Here is a 15,948-nt window from a genome sequence, read left to right on the forward strand (position 1 = left end):
CCGTCGCCCCTGGAGGCGACGGGACGGCCGGCGGGCCTGGGGGGCGCGTCGGCGGCCATGCATCAAATGCCCCAGGGCAGGCCGAGCAGGTGCCACCCCGCCAGGAAGGCGGTCCAGAGCACCGAGATCCAGATGACGTAGGGCAGCATCAGCGCGATGACCGTCCCGACACCCGCATCCTTCTGGTACTTGATCGCGAAGGTCACGATCATCGCGAAATAGGCGTTGAGCGGCGTGATCGAGTTCATCGGGCTGTCGCCGACGCGATAGGCGGCGAGCACGGCCTCCGGTTCTACGCCGAGCTGCATCAGCAGGGGCACGAAGATGGGCGCGAAGATCGCCCATTTCGCGATGGCCGCGGTGATGATCAGGTCGATCAGGAAGACCGCGAGGACGAAGCCGATCAGCAGCCACAGCGCGTCGAGGTTCATCTCCTGCAGGATGCGCCCGAGCGAGACGGCCGCCAGCGTCGCCATGTTCGTGTAGTTGAAGAAGGCGATGAACTGGCTGATCACCAGCAGCAGCAGGATCAGCCCCGACAGGCCCGCGATCGCCTTCTGCATGGCGGCGATGGCGTCGTTCGCCCCCTTCATGGTCCGCGCGCCCATGCCGTAGCAGATGCCGCAGACCATGAAGATCAGCGCGATCGAGACGATCAGGCTGTTCATGAAGGGGGAGGCGCCGATGATCGCGCCCGTTTCCGGATGCCGCAGCGGCGCGCCCGGCGGCAGCGTCAGCGCCGCGATGAAGGCCATGGTGGCGAGCATGCCCCACAGCGCGTAGCGCAGGCCACGATACTCGTCCTCGGACAGCGCGCTTTCGCCCGGCACGACATAATCGCCGGTATAGGGGCCGAGGCGGGGTTCGATCACCTTCTCGGTGATCAGGCCGATCAGGATGGTCAGCATCGCCACCGACCCGATCGAGAACCAGACATTGGCCGCGAGGTCGATCGACCGGTTCGGGTCGACCAGGCGGATCGCGTCGTTGGTGATCTCGGTCAGGATGCCGTCGGTCGGCACGATCAGGACGTTGACCAGGAAGGCGGAGGCGACCGCGGCGAAGGCCGCCGCCAGGCCGGCCAGCGGGTGCCGCCCCACGCTGACGAAGGCCGCGGCCGCGAGCGGGATCAGCACCAGGTAGCCGGCATCGGCCGCGATGGAGGAGACGATTCCGACGAAGACCAGGATGTAGGTCAGCAGCTTGGGCGGCGCGACCACGACGAGCTTGCGGATCAGGGCCTTCACCAGCCCCGCTTCCTCCGCGACGCCGACGCCGACCATCGCGACGATGATCACGCCGACGGCATTGAAGTTCATGAAGTTCTGGACGATGCCGGTGAACATGAACCGGATGCCGTCCACGGTCAGCAGGCTGCGCGCGGCGGTGCTGGCCGGCTCGATCTCCCCGCTCGCGGGGTTGTAGGCCTGGTAGGTGACATGGGCGCCGACCGCCGCGAGGATGGCGGAGAGCACGACCACCAGCGCGATCAGGTAGACGAAGATCATCACCGGATGGGGCACGCGGTTGCCCACGCGCTCCACCGTGTCGAGGATCTTCTGCATCGTCGTCTTGGGCGCTGCGGCCTCGGTCATGGTCGGTTCCTCAGGAGGCGAGAGCCGCGAGAATGCGCGCCCAGGACCGCATGCCCTTGCGGAAGGACAGCAGGTCGTACTTCTCGTTGGGGCTGTGGATGCGGTCGTCCTCGAGGCCGAAACCCGCGAGGATCACATCCATGCCAAGCGAGGTCTTGAGCATGTGCGTCACCGGGATGGACCCGCCGCCGCCGATGAAGAAGGCCTCCCTGCCCCATTCATCGGTCAGTGCCTGGCGGGCCTTCTGGAAGGCCGGGTCCTCGATCGGGAAGCGGATGGCGCGGCCGGCGCCGTGCTCGAGGAACTCGACCTTGCAGTCGGCCGGGACGCGGGCGCGGACGAAGGCGCGGAAGGCCTCGCGCACCTTGTGGGGGTCCTGGTCGAAGACGAGGCGGAAGGAGATCTTGGCGGACGCCTTGGACGGGATGACGGTCTTGAAGCCGTCGCCCTGGTAGCCGCCGCCCATGCCGTTCACTTCGCAGGTCGGGCGGGACCAGGTCATCTCGAGCACGCTGCGGCCCTTCTCGCCGGCCGGCACCGACAGGCCGACCACGCCGAGGAAGTGCTTCGGGTCGAAGGGCAGCGCGTCCCATTGCTTCTTCAGCGCCGGGTCGAGCTCCGGCACGCCGTCGTAGAAGCCGGGCAGCGTCACGCGACCATCGGCGTCCCGCAGGTCCGCGAGGATGCGCGCGACGACATGGTTGGGATTGGTCGCGGCCGAGCCGTAGAAGCCCGAATGCAGGTCCCGGTCGGCGGCGGTGACGATGATCTCCTCGCCGACCAGGCCGCGCAGCATGGTCGTGATCGCGGGCGTCGCCGCGTCCCACATGTTGGTGTCGCAGATCAGGCCGATATCGGCCTTCAGTTCCGCGGCATTGGCCTCGAGGAAGCCGGGCAGGTTGGCGCCGCCGGATTCCTCCTCCCCTTCCAGCAGGATCGTCACCGGCACGGGCAGCGCGCCGGCGACCTCCTTCCAGGCGCGGCAGGCCTCGACGAAGGTCATCAGCTGGCCCTTGTCGTCGGCCGCCCCGCGGGCGCGGATCACCTTGCTGCCGTCGGGGCGCGTCTCGATCCTCGGCTCGAAGGGATCGTGGTCCCACAATTCCAGCGGATCGACCGGCTGAACGTCGTAATGGCCGTAGAACAGCGCCGAGGGGCCCTTCGCGCTGCGGTCATGGGCGACGACGATGGGATGGCCCGCGGTCGGGCGGGATGACGCCTCGAAGCCGATCGAGGCGAGGTCCGCCGCATGCCAGTCCGCGCAGGCCTTGCACGCCGCGGCGAAGGCCGGGTCGGTCGAGATCGACCTGATGCGCAGCACCGCGAACAACCGCTCGAGGGCGGCATCGGCATTGGCATCGATACGGGCGAGAACGGCGTCGAGCTTGTCCATGGGTCCTCTCGGGGCGGGCGTCAGCGGCGGTTCCGGGCATGGCCGGGTCGTGTGCTGCGGACCCGCGCCGGGGGCGCCACCTGCCGCTGGACGGCCATGTTCTCTGCTCCCCGATGCGGGTGCGCGCACAGGGCACCCGGCCCCGTCGCCGCGACGGGCCACCCGCAACACTAGACGGCTTTCCGCCGCGCCGCCTTGGCGAAACGTTCCCGTCCTTGACCGGCCGTCCCGCCTTCAGTTGGCCGGGGCCGCCGGTTCGATGGACCCGATCGGGCGCAGCGCCTCACGCCATTCGCCGCGCCGGCCGTGTTCCTGGCCATAGGCGAAGAGCGCCCGCATGAAGGCGTTGTCGAAGGGCTCGTCGCGCGTCTCGCGGAAATCGCGGCCGATATAGGCGAGGCGGAAGGCGACGCCGTCGCGCTGGGACCTCAGGTAGATCCGCACGATGTCGTTCACTGCGCTGAAATGCAGCAGGGTCGAGGCGGCACGACCGGTGATCGACAGGATCGACCGGTTCGTCGAGGCCCATTCGACGTCGAGGCGGCCGTTGCGGACCACCCAGCCGGTGCGCTGGCGCCGCTGCATCCCCGATGCGTCAAGCAGCGTCGGATAGAGGAACATCTGGATCGCCGCCCCGCCATCCACATGCATCTCCTGGTAGGTGCGGCCCTGATGGTCGACATCGATCAGCACCGGCGGGAAGGCCCCGGGGATCGAGGCCGAAGCGAGCAGGATCCTGCGGAACAGCTCGAGCGCACGGGGATCGCCGCTCGCGGCGATGGCGCCGATGTTCCAGAACACCGGGCGGCCGAGATCGAGATTGGTAGTCCCGATCAGCAGCATGCGGCCCTTGCCGTATTCGCGGGCGATGGCGGCCAGCATCGCCTCGTTCACATGGCGTTCGATCAGCTTGTAGAGCGGGGAGGTGTCGGCCAGGGCCTCCCCGAACAGCAGGGCGCGCAGGTGGCCGCGCATCAGGATGACATCGCGCGGCGCGACCTCGGTGAAGACCTCCCGCAGCTGCGGGTCGTAGTCGGGGCCGAGGAAGGCGAAGGGCGCGATCAGCGCACCGGCCGAGATGCCGGTGACCAGGTCGAAGGTTGGGCGGCGCCCGGACTCGGTCCAGCCGACCATCAGCCCCGCCCCGAAGGCGCCGTTGTCGCCCCCGCCCGACAGCGCCAGGTAGTTCGCCGGCGGCAGGCGCCCGCGCGCGGCGGCCGGCAGTTGCGCGACCTGGCGCCGCTGCATCTCCAGCGCCTCGCGCCCGAAGGCCGCGGCATCAGCATCGAACCAGAAGCGCGCATTGGTGATGCCCAGGATAGGCAGCGTATCGACCGCATTGCCCGGCGGCGGCGCGGCGCGTTCGATATTGGCGCAGGCGGCCATGGCCAGCACGGCCAGCAACAGGACGCCCCTGCGCGCCATCGCGCGCCACATCGACTGCATCACCACCTTACCCCCAAGTTCCGCGTCGCCCGCCCAGGTCGCGCCCGGCATGTCGTGCGTCATCGTAGGGCCTTGCCCCTGCGCCGGCCATCAGAAGCGGGCCACGAGGGCAAAGAGGATGCGGTTCGCGATCGCATGTCCGACGCCCGAGCCGCCCGCCGCCGCCGCGCCGCCGAACAGGTCGCGCCGCGTGAAGAGGTATTCGAGGCCGAGATCCAGCCAACCGCTGCCGAAGGTCCCGTTCCGCACCTCGGCGAAGGGGCTCCAGATCAGGTTCGCGAAGACCTGCTGCATCTCCCGGTTCAGCAGCGTCGCCGAGGGCGAGCCCGGCGTGAAGCCCAGCGCATAGGTCGGATAATCGTTGTGCGCATAGGCATAGGAGAAGTTGCTGCGGACCGTCGTCGCCCAGAAGCGCCGGTAGGCGAGGATCGCGCCATAGGAGGTGACGGCATCGAGCGAGGGCGAGGTCACGCCCGGCAGCCCGAGGTTCGTCAGCGCATCCTGCCCCGAGGTCTGGCCCGCGAAGTAGCGCCCGATGCCGTCGCCATAGAAGGCCATGCCGAGCAGCTCGTCCTGGCCCAGCGCCTCCGCGATCCAGCGCATCGGGAAGCGGACATGGCCCGCGACGCCCCAGGCCGTCGTCGTATCCGAGACCCCCGGCGGGGCCGCGGCGGTGCCGGTGGTGCGGATCTCGAGCTGCCGCAGCAGGCCGCGCGCGCCGAGCTCGAGGCCGTCCTGCCGGTAGGTCAGGCGCGCGAGCAGGTCGGGCACCGAGTTGAAGGCCGGGCTCGCCCCGCCCTCGAGGCTCGATCCCGGCGTGAAGACCCCGGCGAGCGAGGTGTAGGAGGTGTCCGGCGCCTCGATCGAGACCTGCCCGGTCAGCCCCTCGGCGAGGCGCCCGGTGACGCGCAACTGCGCCTGGCGCACGAAGGACTGGTTGAGGTTGGTCGCGTCGATCAGCGTCTCGAAGACGCCTTCGTTCCACAGGCTGTTCGCCTGGCCGCCGAGGACGCGGAAACTCTCGTCGCCGAGTTCCGCCCAGGCCTGGCGCAGGCGGAAGACGGCGTTGTTCGATGTCGGCGCGCCGCCGCCGAAATCGCCTTCGAGGCGGGTTTCCAGCGTGCCCCAGGCGGTGAGCGAACGCGTGTCGATGCCGAAGCGGCTGAACCGGGCCGTCATGCCGAAATCGCCGCCCTGTTGGTCGGCCGGGCTGCCGGTCAGCGGGATGGTCTGCGGCGCCGGCGCGTCGGTCTGGTTGCGGCCGTCGAAGTCGTAGTAGCCGGTCAGCTTCACGAAACCGTAGAGGCGCACCTGCGTCTCGGTGCCCGGCACGCGGAAGGCGATGCCGGGGAGGTCGGAGCGCAGCGCATCCCCGGTCGCGGTCTGGTCGCCCATCGGTTCGGGCGGCATCAGGCCGGGGATGTTGGCCGGCTGGGGCGTGCCGGCATCAGCGCGGGCGGCGGCCAGTTCCGCCTGGGCAGCGCGCGCCTCCGCGGCCGCGGCGCGGGCCTCGGCGGCGGCGGCCTGGGCTTCGGCCTGGGCCGTGGCGCGGCGCGGCGGCGGGGCGGCGGGCGCGGGCGCTGGGGCGCGGGCTGCCTGCCGCGGCGGCGCGGCCGGGACCGGCGTCGGTGCGGCCTGGGCGGCGCGAGCCTCGAGCTGTTCGAGCCGCCGGCGCATCTCGTCCAGTTGCCGGCGCAGTTCGGCGATGGTCGCGGCATCGGTGCTGGACTGGGCGAGCGCCGGCATGGGCAGGGCGGCAAGGCCGAGCATCCCGGCCAGCGCCAGCCCCCGCAGGCCCACCCCCAGGGCATGGCCACCTCGCGGCGGGGTCGGATGCCCGATGGACGGGACCGGCTGCGCCATCGCCTCTCCTCCCAGCACTACTCCCGGGAAGCCTAGAGGTGCCGTGGCCAGCGGGCATCGCGCGGGGATTGGCCCCCGGTGCCGGACCTGTGCACGGCGTCCCGCAGGGTGGCCGGCAGCGCTCCCGCGCGGCCCCTTTGTGGTTCCGTCCCGCCGGCGACCGGTCTAGGGTCCCGCCCCATTGTGCAGTGCACACAAACGACAGGAAGGGCTCCGGCACCCGCCATGACCATCGATGCGAACGCCCATGGCTAGGAAGCCCGCCAGCGCGAAGGCCGCGCGCGACACCCTTCTGATCGACCTTGCGCTGCAGGGGGGCGGCAGCCACGGCGCCTTCACCTGGGGCGTGCTCGACCGTCTGCTCGAGGAAAGCTGGCTCGAGATCGAGGCGATCTCCGGTACCTCGGCCGGGGCGATGAACGCCGCCGTGCTCGCCTCCGGCTACGCCAAGGGCGAGCGGGAAGGCGCGCGCGAGGCGCTCGAGGCCTTCTGGCGCCGGGTCTCCCGCGCCGCGGCCTTCAGCCCGTTCCAGCGCACGCCCATCGACATGATGCTGGGGCGCTGGACGCTCGATCATTCGCCGGTCTTCGTGGCGATGGACATGCTCTCCCGGCTCTACTCGCCGTACGAGCTCGCGCCCTGGGCGCCGAACCCGCTGGGCGACGTGCTGGCCGAAAGCGTCGACTTCGCGGCTGTGGCCGAAGGGCCGGTCAAGGTCTTCATCACCGCGACGAGCGTGCGCACGGGCCGCGGCCGCGTCTTCCGCAATGCCGACCTCTCGCCGCTGGTGCTGCTGGCCTCGGCCTGCCTGCCGACCCTGTTCCAGGCGGTCGAGATCGACGGCGAGCCCTATTGGGACGGCGGGTATTCCGGCAACCCGACCATGACGCCGCTGATCCGCGAATGCGTCTCGGACGACACCATCATCGTGCCGATCAACCCGATCGAGCGGCCCGGGACGCCGACAAATGCGCGCGAGATCCTGAACCGGTTGAACGAGGTCTCCTTCAACGCGACGCTGCTGAAGGAGCTCAAGATGATCGCGCTGCTGCGCCAGGCCGGTGATCATCGCACGGCCGAGGGCGCGCACTGGGCGCGCAACCGCGTCCACTACGTGAAGAACGAGGTGATGGTGACGCTCGGCTATTCCTCGAAGCTGAACGCGGAATGGGAGTTCCTCACCATGCTGCGCGACGAGGGCCGGAAGTCCGCCGATGCCTTCCTGGCCGAGCACGGCGACGACCTCGGCAAGCGGTCGACCCTGCCCATCGAGCGCCTGCTCGAGGAGGGCTGATCGATGGGCCTTCTCGGCATCCTGGTCGGCCTCGCCCTCCTTGTCTGGTTTGCCTACAAGGGCTGGTCGGTGCTGCTGCTCGCCCCCGTGGGCGCGCTGGTGGCCGCGGCCTTCGCCGGCGAGCCGCTGCTCGCCCACTGGACCCAGACCTTCATGGGCAGCGCGGGGCGGTTCGTCGCGCAGTTCTTCCCGCTGTTCCTGCTCGGCGCGCTGTTCGGCAAGCTGATGGAGGACAGCGGGTCGGTCAGCGCCATTGCCGACTGGATGACCGAGAAGCTCGGCGCCGAGCGCGCCATCCTGGCCGTGGTGCTGGCCGGGGCCATCGTCACCTATGGCGGCGTCAGCCTGTTTGTCGCCTATTTCGTGCTGGCGCCGATGGCCACCGCGCTGTTCCGCGCGGCCGACATCCCGCGGCGGCTGATGCCCGCGGCGATCATCGTGGGGTCCTCGACCTTCACCATGTCGGCGCTGCCGGGCACGCCGGCGATCCCGAACACCATCCCGATGCCCTTCTTCGGCACCACGCCCTTCGCGGCGCCGGGGCTCGGCATCATCGCCTCGGCCATCATGCTCGGCATCGGGCTGTGGTGGCTGGCGCGCTGCGAAGCCTCGGCGCGCGCCGCCGGGGAAGGCTTCGGGGCGGACCAGCCGGGCGCGGCGGATGCCGCGGTCGAGGACCCGGTGATCCGCGAGCGCGCCGTCGCCGCGCGCGAATTCGACCCGGCCGAGATCCACAACAGCGCCCCTGCCCCGGACCAGCCCGGCATCGTGGCCGCCGCCCTGCCGCTGGTGGTCGTCGTGGTGGTGAACCTGCTGATGTCCTTCGTGGTGCTGCCGCGGATCGACGCCGCCTTCCTCGCCGAGCCGCGCTGGGGCGGGACGACCTTGTCCGCGGTCGCGGGCGTCTGGGCGGTGGCGACGGCGCTCGCCGCGGCAATTGCGACGCTCCTCGCGGTCAGCGGGCGGCGCATCCCCTCCCTGCGTGCCACGATGGACGCGGGTGCGAATGCCGCCGTGCTGCCGATCTTCAGCGTGGCGAGCCTGGTCGGCTTCGGCGCCGTCGTCGCCGCCATGCCGGCCTTCGAGGTGGTGCGCGACTGGGTGCTGGGCATCGGCGGCGGGCCGCTCGTCTCGCTCGCGGTCGCGACCAATGTGCTGGCGGCGCTGACGGGCTCGGCCTCGGGCGGGTTGACCATCGCGCTCGACGCGCTGGGGCCGACCTACATGGCGATCGCCGCGGAAAAGGGTATCGATCCCGGCCTGTTGCATCGCATTGCCGTGATCGGCGCCGGCACGCTCGACATCCTGCCGCACAACGGCGCGGTGATCACGCTGCTCGCGGTCTGCGGCTGCACGCACCGCGAGAGCTACCTGGACATCGTCATCGTCGGCATCGGCGGCTCGCTCGCCGCGCTGATCGCCGTCATCGCGATCGGCGGGCTCGTCGGATCCTTCTGATGGGCGCGTGCGCCTCAGCCGGGCTCAGGCGCGCGCCCCGACAGAAGCGACGCGATCCAGCGCGTGCCGGGGAACTGCTCGCACAGCGTCAGCGATGCGATCAGCACCGGCACGCCGATGAAGGCGCCCGGGATCCCCCACAGGAAGGCGCCGAGGAACACCGCCACCAGCACCATGAAGGGCGAGACGGCGAGCTGCTTGCCCGTCAGCCGCGGTTCCAGGTAGGACCCGATCAGGAACTGGATCACCTGCAGCACGGCGAAGATGGTCACCACCGCCTGCCAGGACCCGAACTGCAGCAGCCCCACCGCGGTCGGGAAGACGGTCGCGATCAGCGGCCCGATGAAGGGAATGTAGTTCAGCACGAAGGCGATCACGCCCCATTCCAGGGCGAGGTCGAGGCCCATCCAGGTGGCGAAGCCGTAGACCAGCACGCCCGTCAGGACCGAGGCGAAGCTGCGGACCAGCATGTAGACGCGCAGCTTCGCCGCACTTGCGGCCAGCCCGTCCAGCACGCATTGCGCGCCCGGTTTCGCGGCCTTCATGGAGGCGAGTTGCGCCGCGGCCTGACCGACCTCCAGCAGGCCGAGGATGACGAAGACCGAGGTCACGACCGCAAAGCTGATGATGACCTGGATCTGCGCCAGCACGCCCTGCGCGATCCGCACGAGCCAGCGCACGTCGAACTGCTCGGCCAACGCCCCGGCGGCGAGCACGCCGCGCGCCTCGAGCCAGTCGAGCTTGGCGACATAGAGCGACTGCAGCCGTGCCCCGTTCGCGATGACCCATTCGGCGACGCGGCCGAATCCCCAGGCGATGGCGAGTGCGAGCACGGCGACGACGACGAGGGTGACGATCACCGTCACCACCACGGCGAGCCCCGCCGAGAGCCGCGCCTGCACCGCCTTCTGCACCGGCCAGACCAGGCCGATGACGAACAGGGCGAAGACGATCGGCGCGATGATCGCCTGGCCGGCATGCAGCGCCGCCGCGATCAGGATGGCCGTGCAGAGGCCGAGCATGGCGCGGATGGCGCGGTCCTGGGTCATGCCGGTGCGAAGCCTCTGGATGCGGTGATGCGCTCAGACTTGTCCGGCGGCGCACGTCGCGCAAGGGTGTCGCGCCCATGCTGAACAAGACACGAAAGCTGCTGGTCAGGATCGCCGCCGTCGGCTTCGTGCTGTTGGTCGTCGTACTCGCGCTCCGGGTGTGGGACATGCAGAACGGCCCGCCGCTCGGGCCATGGCACACCTTCGTGCCGGAGGAACTCGACCGCGACGCCGTCGATCGCGCCGACTGGGCGCGCTGGATCGCGGCGGAGGATTCGCTCTTCGCCTCCGTGCGGCGCGAGGTGTCCGGACGCCTCGAGCCCGAGGAACAGGTCGCGACCAACCGCTATTTCAGCGGCAGCCCGGTCGATCCCGACCGCTTCGCGCGCAACTGGAACCGGTCCTTCGTGCTGGAACCCGACGGGCCGCCGCGGGGCGCCGCGGTCTTCCTGCACGGGCTGACCGACGCTCCCTTCAGCCTGCGCCACTTCGCCGAGACCTATCGCGCGCGCGGCTTCGTCGCCATCGGCATCCGCATGCCCGGCCACGGCGCCGCTCCTTCGGGGCTCACCCAGGCCGTCTGGGAGGACTGGATGGCCGCGACGCGCCTCGCGGTGCGTGAGGCGCGTCGGCGCGCCGGCACAGGCCTGCCGCTGCACATCGTGGGCTATTCCAATGGCGGCGCGCTGGCGTTGAAGCATGCTCTCGATGCGCTTGAGGACGAGCGGCTGCCGCAGGCGGACCGCCTGGTGCTGATCTCCCCGATGGTGGGCGTGACGGCCTTCGCGCGCTTCGCGGGAATCGCCGGGCTGCCCGCGCTGCTGCCACGCTTCGCCAAGACCGCCTGGCTCGACATCCAGCCCGAGTTCAATCCCTTCAAGTTCAATTCCTTCCCGGTGAACGCGGCGCGGCAAACCTACCGGCTGACCGCGGCGCTGCACGAGCAGCTGGACCGTCTCGCGACGGTCGGGACGCTTCGGCGGCTGCCGCCGGTGCTGACCTTCCAGTCGGTGGTGGATGCGACGGTCTCAACACCGGCGGTACTGTCGCGGCTCTATGCGCGACTGCCGGCGAATGGCAGCGAGATCGTGCTCTTCGACCTTAACCGGAACACGCGCTTCGGGCCGCTGTTCGGGGCCGGCGCCGATGCGGCGCTGGAACGCATCCTGCCGCCCGCGCCGCGCGACTTCGCGGTGACGGTGATCGCCAACATCTCGCCCGCGACGACCGAGGCGACGGTGCGGCGCACCCCGGCCGGCGCGACGGCGACCGAGGAGACGCCGCTCGGCCTCGCCTGGCCGCGGGATGTGTTCTCGCTGTCGCATGTCGCCCTGCCCTTCCCGCCGCAGGACGGGCTGTATGGCAACGAACCGGACCCCGCCGATGATTTCGGCGTGCGGCTCGGGGCGCTGGCGGTGCGCGGGGAGCGCGGCGTGCTCGCGGTCGGGCTCGACTCGCTGTCCCGCGTCACCTGGAACCCGTTTTTCCCCTACGTTCTGGATCGCGTGACCGGGGGGCTGCCGCCACCGTGACGACAGCATGGGACAGATGGCGCAGTGGCGGGACGACGAGCAAAGCCCGGATTGCGCCAGCATCCTCCGCCGGCGCCACGTGGTATGGCATTCGGACCGCCATCGGACTCCGCGGCGGCCCGCCGCTTGCTTCCTCACTGACGCCGGACATAGCCATGCGCCTTCGGACCACCACCCCCTCAGTGCTGACGCGGCGCCTTCCGCTGGTGCTGCTGCTCGGAGCGATCGCGGGCTGCGACGGCGGCCCGCCCCCCGCGCCGCCCGAGGTGCGCCCCGTCCGCGTCGCGACGGTGGAGCGCAGCACCGGCGGCGAGGTCGTCAGCCTGACCGGCACCGTTCAGGCCGAGACCGAGGTGAACCTCGCCTTCCGCATCGACGGGCGGATGGTGGAACGCCTGGTCAATGTCGGGGACATGGTCCATGCCGGCCAGGTCATCGCGCGGCTGAATCGCGACAATGAGGAGAACGGCGTGCGCGGGGCCCGCGCCGCCGTCGCCGCCGCCCGTGCCCAGCTGACCGAGGCCGAGAACAACTATTGGCGCCAGTCCGAGCTGCTGCGCGAGGGCTGGACCACCCGCGTCCGCTACGACCAGGCGTCGCAGACCCGCCAGACCGCGCGCTCGGCGCTCGATTCGGCCGAGGCGCAACTCGCCATCGCGGAGACGCGGCTTGGCTACACCGAGCTCGTCTCCGACGTGAACGGCCGCGTCACGCAGCGCGGCGCGGAGCCCGGCGAGGTCGTGCAGCCCGGCCGGATGATCGTGCAGGTGGCGCGCGAGGAAGGCCGCGATGCCGTCTTCGACGTCCCGCCAACGCTGAAGGACCAGGCGCCGGCCAATCCGGTGATCGAGGTCTCGCTCGCGACCGACCCGGCGGTGCGCACCACCGGGCGCGTGCGGGAGGTCTCGCCGCGCGCCGATGCGGTCACCGGGACCTTCCGCGTCCGCGTCGGCCTCGCCGATCCGCCCGCAGCGATGCGGCTGGGGGCGACGGTGACCGGACGGATGCGTCTGGGGGCCAGCGACGGCTATTCCATCCCGGCCTCCGCGCTGACCCGCGCCGACGGCCAGCCGGCCGTCTGGGTGGTGGATCCGCGCGCCGAGACGGTGGCGCTGCGTCGCGTCGAGCTGATCCGCCACGACCCGGCGCGTGTGATCGTCGGCCAGGGCCTTGAGACCGGTGAGATTGTCGTCACGGCGGGCGTGCAGGCCCTGCGGCCGGGCCAGAAGGTGCGCCTGCTCGGGGCCGCCGCGCGATGATCGGCCCCAATCTTTCGGCCTGGGCGATCGGGCGGCGCTCGCTCGTCATCTACTTCATGATCGTGGCGCTCATCGCGGGCGGCATCGCCTTCGTGAAGCTTGGCCGCAACGAGGACCCGGCCTTCACCTTCCGGACCATGATCGTCTCCGCGATCTGGCCGGGGGCGACGATCGATGAGACGCTGCAGCAGGTCACCGAGCGGCTCGAGCGCACGCTGCAGGAGACGCCAAACCTCGACCGGCTGCGCTCCTACACGGTCGCCGGGCAGACCACGATCTTCGTCGACCTGAAGGGGTCCACCCCGCCGCAGGTGGTGCCCGACATGTGGTACCAGGTCCGCCGCCGCGTCGCGGACATGCGGCACACCATGCCCCAGGGCGTGGTCGGTCCCTTCTTCAACGACGATTTCGGCGACACCTTCGGCATCATCTACGGCTTCACCGCCGACGGCTTCAGCCAGCGCGAGCTGCGCGACTTCGTCGAGGAGGCGCGGTCGCGGCTGCTGCGCGTACCCGACGTGTCGAAGGTCGAGATCCTCGGCGCGCAGGACGAGCGCATCTTCATCGAGTTCTCGACCGAACGCCTCGCCGGCCTCGGGCTGAACTACGGCGCGCTGGTCGCGGCCCTGCAGGCGCAGAACCTGGTGCGGCCGGCGGGCGTGGTCGAGACCGGGCAGGAGCGCCTGGTGGTGCGCGTCTCCGGCGCCTTCGAGAACGAGCAGGACATCCTCGCCGTCAACTTCGTCATCGGCGACCGCATCTTCCGCCTGGGCGACCTCGCCGAGGTGCGCCGCGGCTATGCCGACCCGCCGCAGCCGATGTTCCGCGTGAACGGCCAGCCGGCGATCGGCCTGGCGGTCGCGATGCGCGAGGCCGGCGACATCCTCGCCCTTGGCCGCAACATCAAGGCGGCGATGGACGATATCCGCGCCGGCCTGCCGATCGGCATCGAGCCCATCCTGGTCGCGGACCAGTCGGTGACGGTGGACGAGGCGATCGGCGACTTCACCGACAGCCTGTGGCAGGCGATCCTGATCATCATGGCGGCGTCCTTCATCGCGCTCGGCATGCGGGCGGGCTCGGTGGTGGCGCTGTCGATCCCGCTGACGCTCGCCATCGTCTTCCCGCTGATGTCGGTCTTCGGCATCGACCTGCAGCGCATCTCGCTCGGCGCGCTGATCATCGCGCTGACGCTGCTGGTCGATGACGCGATGACGACGATCGACGCCATGATCCGCCGCCTCGCGGCCGGGGACAGCAAGCCCAAGGCGGCGACCTTCGCCTATACGACCCTCGCCTCCTCGATGCTGACGGGCACGCTGGTGACCATCGCCGGATTCGTGCCGATCGGCTTCGCGAAGAGCTCGGCGGGCGAATACACCTTCTCGATCTTCGCGGTCGTCGCGATCGCGCTGATCGTGTCCTGGTTCGTGGCGGTGATCTTCGCGCCGCTGCTCGGCATGGCGATCCTGAAGGCGCCGACCGGCACGGTGGAGCCCGAGAAGCCCGGCCGCGTGCTGCAGGCCTATACGGGCTTCCTGACCACGGCGATGCGCTTCAAGTGGATCACCATCGCCTTCACCGTCGCGATGTTCGGCGTGGCGGTCTTCGCCATGCAGTTCGTGCCGCGGCAGTTCTTCCCCTCCTCCGACCGGACGGAGCTGCTGGTCGAGGTGACGCTGCCCCAGAATGCCTCGATATTCGCGAGCGAGGACGTCGCGAAGCGCCTCGATGCCGCGCTGGCGCGGGATCCGGACGTGCAGCGCTGGAGCACCTATGTCGGGCGCGGCGCGATCCGCTTCTACCTGCCGCTGAACGTGCAGCTCGCCCTGCCCTTCTTCTCGCAGGCCGTGGTGGTGGCGAAGGACCTGCCGGGGCGCGAGCGCCTGCATCGGCGCCTGGAAACCCTGCTGGCCGAGGAATTCCCCGCCGCCGTCGCGCGCGTCTATCCGCTCGAGCTCGGCCCGCCGGTCGGCTGGCCGCTGCAATACCGCGTCAATGGCCCGGACATCGAGCGCGTGCGCTCCATCGCCCAGGACGTTGCGAAGCTGATGGCCGAGACGCCCGGCTCCCGGCACGTCCATTTCGACTGGATGGAACCCGCCCGGCAATTGCGGGTCCGCGTCGACCAGGACGAGGCGCGGCGCGTCGGCCTGTCCTCCGCGCAGCTCGCCACCGCGATCAACGCGGCGGTGACGGGGTCGACCGTCACGCAGATCCGCGACGACATTTACCTCATCAACGTCGTGGCGCGGGCCAATGCTGAACAGCGCCTGTCGCTCGACAACCTGCGCGGCATCCAGTTGCCGATCCCGGGCGGGCGCACGGTGCCGCTGACGCAGATCGCGACCTTCGAGTACGCCCAGGAATTCCCGCTGATCTGGCGGCGCGACCGGGTGCCGACGCTGACCGTGCGCGCGGACGTCAATCCCGGCGTGCTGCCCGATGCCGTCGTCGCGCAGCTCGCCCCGCGGATCGCCGCGCTGAACGCGACGCTGCCGCGGCCCTACCGCATCGACCTCGGCGGCATCGCGGAGGAAAGCGCCTATTCGCAGGCCTCTGTCATCGCCGTGGTGCCGATGATGCTGGTGCTGATGCTCACGTTGCTGATGTTCCAGCTCGGCTCCTTCCGGCGGCTGTTCCTGGTGCTGGCGCTGTTGCCGCTCGGCATCATCGGCGTCGTGCTGGCGCTGCTGGTGTTCAACCGGCCGCTTGGCTTCGTCGCGATCCTCGGCATCCTGTCGCTGCTCGGCATGATCGCGAAGAATGCGGTCATCCTGGTGATGCAGATCGAATCCGACCGGGCCGAGGGCAAGAATGTCTGGGATGCGGTGATCTCCTCGGCCTCCTCGCGTCTCAGGCCGATGCTGCTGACGGCGATCTCGACCGTGCTGGGGCTGATCCCGATCGCGCCGACGGTGTTCTGGGGGCCGATGGCCTTCGCCATCATGGGCGGGCTGATGATCGCGACGCTGCTGACGCTGGTCTTCCTGCCGACGCTCTACGTCACGGTGTTCCGGGGACGTCCGCCCGAACCGGCACCGGCGGCGGAGGCGTGA

Annotated in this window: 10 protein-coding genes; 5 read left to right on the plus strand and 5 right to left on the minus strand. The window is 70.4% G+C overall.

Annotated features, from left to right (window positions below):
- Positions 1 to 62: 62 nt before the first annotated feature.
- The 4 genes from GWK15_RS24105 to GWK15_RS24120 form a co-directional block, all read right to left on the minus strand.
- Positions 63 to 1,595: an AbgT family transporter gene (locus tag GWK15_RS24105; protein ID WP_209442402.1), complete on the minus strand. Its 1,533-nt coding sequence runs from the start codon at positions 1,593 to 1,595 to the stop codon at positions 63 to 65.
- A gap of 10 nt (positions 1,596 to 1,605) precedes the next feature.
- A complete protein-coding gene (locus GWK15_RS24110) occupies positions 1,606 to 2,988 on the minus strand; it encodes a M20/M25/M40 family metallo-hydrolase (RefSeq protein WP_168043965.1) in 1,383 nt (460 codons plus the stop codon).
- A 234-nt stretch (positions 2,989 to 3,222) separates the two neighbouring features.
- On the minus strand, positions 3,223 to 4,497 hold the full coding sequence (locus GWK15_RS24115; protein ID WP_168043966.1) for a patatin-like phospholipase family protein: 1,275 nt from the start codon (positions 4,495 to 4,497) through the stop codon (positions 3,223 to 3,225).
- A 27-nt stretch (positions 4,498 to 4,524) separates the two neighbouring features.
- The gene (locus GWK15_RS24120; RefSeq protein ID WP_168043967.1) at positions 4,525 to 6,297 is read right to left on the minus strand and encodes a DcaP family trimeric outer membrane transporter; all 1,773 of its coding nucleotides are present in this window, start codon (positions 6,295 to 6,297) and stop codon (positions 4,525 to 4,527) included.
- 247 nt (positions 6,298 to 6,544) lie between these two features.
- Here GWK15_RS24120 and GWK15_RS24125 point away from each other — a divergent pair, with 247 nt between their 5' ends.
- Together GWK15_RS24125 and GWK15_RS24130 are read left to right on the plus strand one after the other, a co-directional pair.
- Complete coding sequence (locus GWK15_RS24125) at positions 6,545 to 7,591, plus strand: patatin-like phospholipase family protein (protein WP_168043968.1); 1,047 nt, start codon at positions 6,545 to 6,547, stop codon at positions 7,589 to 7,591.
- A 3-nt stretch (positions 7,592 to 7,594) separates the two neighbouring features.
- Positions 7,595 to 9,049 carry a GntP family permease gene (locus GWK15_RS24130; protein WP_168043969.1) on the plus strand — a complete coding sequence of 485 codons (1,455 nt, stop codon included), beginning with the start codon at positions 7,595 to 7,597 and terminating at the stop codon, positions 9,047 to 9,049.
- A gap of 14 nt (positions 9,050 to 9,063) precedes the next feature.
- On the opposite strand, the gene GWK15_RS24135 is transcribed toward GWK15_RS24130, so the two are convergent.
- Positions 9,064 to 10,098, minus strand: coding sequence for an AI-2E family transporter (locus tag GWK15_RS24135; protein ID WP_209442403.1), 1,035 nt, complete (start codon positions 10,096 to 10,098; stop codon positions 9,064 to 9,066).
- A gap of 77 nt (positions 10,099 to 10,175) precedes the next feature.
- On the opposite strand from GWK15_RS24135, the gene GWK15_RS24140 reads away from it, so the two are divergent.
- From GWK15_RS24140 to GWK15_RS24150, 3 genes are all read left to right on the plus strand, one after another.
- On the plus strand, positions 10,176 to 11,630 hold the full coding sequence (locus GWK15_RS24140; protein WP_168043970.1) for an alpha/beta hydrolase: 1,455 nt from the start codon (positions 10,176 to 10,178) through the stop codon (positions 11,628 to 11,630).
- 155 nt (positions 11,631 to 11,785) lie between these two features.
- On the plus strand, positions 11,786 to 12,889 hold the full coding sequence (locus GWK15_RS24145) for an efflux RND transporter periplasmic adaptor subunit (RefSeq protein WP_168043971.1): 1,104 nt from the start codon (positions 11,786 to 11,788) through the stop codon (positions 12,887 to 12,889).
- Positions 12,886 to 15,948, plus strand: a complete 3,063-nt coding sequence (locus tag GWK15_RS24150; protein ID WP_168043972.1) for an efflux RND transporter permease subunit — start codon at positions 12,886 to 12,888, stop codon at positions 15,946 to 15,948. The genes GWK15_RS24145 and GWK15_RS24150 overlap by 4 nt, the downstream gene beginning before the upstream one ends.

Origin of the sequence: Neoroseomonas oryzicola (genome assembly GCF_012163135.1) — a bacterium.
Lineage (GTDB): Bacteria > Pseudomonadota > Alphaproteobacteria > Acetobacterales > Acetobacteraceae > Neoroseomonas > Neoroseomonas oryzicola.